The 2871-nt window shown below is 73.1% G+C and carries 2 protein-coding genes; both read left to right on the forward strand.

What is annotated here, in order from left to right; translation table 11 throughout:
• Positions 1-211 precede the first annotated feature (211 nt).
• Complete coding sequence (locus EHS43_RS41750) at positions 212-1249, forward strand: sugar ABC transporter substrate-binding protein (RefSeq protein WP_125195704.1); 1038 nt, start codon at positions 212-214, stop codon at positions 1247-1249.
• 10 nt (positions 1250-1259) lie between these two features.
• Positions 1260-2871 (forward strand): sugar ABC transporter ATP-binding protein (locus EHS43_RS41755; RefSeq protein WP_148104259.1); only part of this gene is annotated, 1612 nt, incomplete at its 3' end.

Consider the following 2871-nt stretch of genomic DNA (forward strand, 5'->3'; position numbering starts at 1 on the left):
GCCGGGCAAGGGGCGGGGCAAGTCGTAGACCGGAGCGAGCGCTGCGCCGGTGGTGCGTGACAGATTCCGCCACGGCCCGGGCGAGCATGGTGCCGGGCAGAACGCGCAGGGTCGGTATTTGTACGGATGGTGGAGCGGGTGCGACACCGCTTTTCTGTTCGCACAGTCGGACGCCCGCCGGGAGCGGGCCCGCCCCTCGGAGAGCCCCGCCATGACGACACGCCGGACCGCCACGCATCCCACGGCCTCGCGCAGACAGTTCCTCGCCTACTCCGGAGCCGCCGTCGCGGCCACCGCGCTCACCGCGGCCGGCTGCTCGGCGCCGGCCGCGTCGACCCCGGCCGGTGCCTCGGGCCCGGCATCGGCGGGTGCCCGTCTGACGAGGATCGGCCTGGACTACCCGTTCACCCAACTCCCGCTGTACGCCACACTCGTCAAGCTCTCCACCGCCGCCGCGAAGAAGCACGGCATCTCCCTGCTCACCACCAACGACGGGGCGAACGCCGACACCCAGGCCACCAACCTCACCACCTGGCTGGCCCGCAAGGTGCCCGCGATCGTGTCGTTCCCCATGGTCTTCGAGGCCGCCGAGGCGACCGCCAAGGCAGCCCTCGACGCGGGGCTGATCTGGGTCACCTACGGCGGCACCCTGGAACACCAGAGCGCCGACATCCAGTTCAGCTTCCGCGAGAGCGGCACCCTGATCGGGGAGGCCGCGGCCAAGTGGGCCGAGGACGCGCTCGGCGGGAAGGGCAAGGTCGCCTTCCTCACCGACAACACCATCGAACTGGGCCGCGAGCGCACCAAGGGCATGATCGACGCCTTCACCAAGCTCGCGCCCGGGGTCGACGTGGTCGCCCAGGAGCAGGCCATCGACCCGGACACGGGACTCGCCAAGGCCCACGCGATCCTCGCCAAGCACCCGGACCTCAACATCGTCCTCGGCGTCACCGACGCCGCCGCGTACGGCGGGTTCAAGGCGCTCCAGCAGGCGGGCCGGAAGAAGGACGACGCGAAGACCTTCGTCGGCGGACAGGACGGCGCCGTGCCCTCGCTGCTCGCCATCAAGCAGGGCACCTTCTACCGGGCCTCCGCCGCCCTGGCACCCGACGACATCGCGAACGCCGTCGTCGACGTGCCGCGAGCGGTCGCCGCGGGCAGTTCCGACCCCAGCGCGCAGGTGCCGATCCACTTGGTCGGCCCGGCCGACACCGCGGCGATCGACGCCCTGCTCGCCCAGAACTCCTGAGAGGCCGCCGATGACACCGGTGAACCTGCGCATCCGCGGGCTGAGCAAGTCCTTCGGGGGAGTGCGGGCCCTGGACGGCGTGGACCTGACCGTGCCGATGGGCCAGGTCCACGCCCTGCTCGGCCACAACGGCGCCGGCAAGTCCACCCTCATCAAATGCCTGGGCGGCGCCTTCCCGCCGGACGCGGGCACGATCGAGGTCGGCGGGACGTCGTACACCCGGCTGACCCCGCGCGAGTCGATCGACGCGGGTGTGGCGATCATCTTCCAGACGCTGAGCGTGGTCGACGCGCTCACCGTCACGGAGAACATCTTCCTGGGCCAGGAGTGGACGCGGTACGGCCGCATCGACAGGCGGGCGCAGGAGGAGGTCGCCGCCGGACTGCTGACACGGGTCGCGGCCTCCTGCTCCCCGCGCGACCGGGTGGGTGAACTACCCGTGGGGCAGCGGCAGTTGGTGGAGATCGCCAAGGCGCTCAGCCGTAGCGCCGCCGTCCTCGTCCTGGACGAGCCGACCGCCGCCCTCTCCACCGCGGAGAGCGACGCCCTGGCCGAACGCGTCGAGGATCTGCGCACTCAGGGGCTCGCCATCGTCTACGTCACCCACCTTCTCTCGGAGGTCGAGCGGCTGGCGGACGCGGTGACCGTGTTGCGGGACGGACGGGTGACCCACCACTCGGTGGGGCAGGGGCAGACCCGGCTGCGGCTGGTCGAAGCGATCGCCGGCCGGCCCGCTCAGGAGTCTCGGCACCCACGCGTGTCCCCACGTGCCCCCGGGCCGCCCCGGCTCACCGTCGACGGTCTGCACGGGCCGGGCTTCGGGCCGGTGGACCTGACCGTCGCAGAAGGCGAACGCGTCGGTCTGTTCGGGCTCATCGGCTCCGGGCGCACCCGGATCCTGGAGAGTCTCTACGGCGGCCGCCGTGCCGCGGGCGGAACGGTCCGCGTCGGCGCCCGCACCGTGCACCCGGCCCGGCCCGCCGACGCGCTCGCCGCCGGGATCGCGCTCGTGCCGGCCGACCGGCGCCGTCAGGGGCTGTTCCCGGGGCTCGGCGCGCAGGACAACGCCCTTCTGCCCTCCGTACGCCCCCTCGCCAGGGCCGGGGTGCGCGCACTGGGCGCCGAGCGCCGGGTGTTCGGGGCGCTCGCCGACGCGGTGGGGCTGCGGCCCGCCCGGCCCCGGTTGCCCGCCGCCGCGTTCTCGGGAGGCAACCAGCAGAAACTCGTCCTGGGCCGGTGGATCAACGAGGCCCGGCAGGTGAACGTCCTGCTGCTGGACGAGCCCACCCAGGGAGTCGACGTGGGCGCCAGGCGGGAGATCTACGAGGTGGTGTCCGCGCTCGCGGCCGACCGGGGCACGGCCGTGCTGTTCGCGTCGAGCGACCCCGAGGAGGTCGTCGCCCTCGCGGACCGCTGCCTGATCGTCGCCGAGGGCCGGATCGTCGGGGAGCTCTCCGGTGCCGAACTGACCGAAGAGGCCCTGCTGTCGGCGATCCACAACCCGGGAACGGGCCGGGAGAACGGAACCGACGACACCGGCACCGCCACGGCCACCGGCACCCCCGCGGCAGCTCCCGGGACCGACCGGGCCGACTTGGAGCCTTCCCCCGACGGCACGGCAC

The organism is Streptomyces sp. RP5T, assembly GCF_003933965.1.
Classification (GTDB): domain Bacteria; phylum Actinomycetota; class Actinomycetes; order Streptomycetales; family Streptomycetaceae; genus Streptomyces.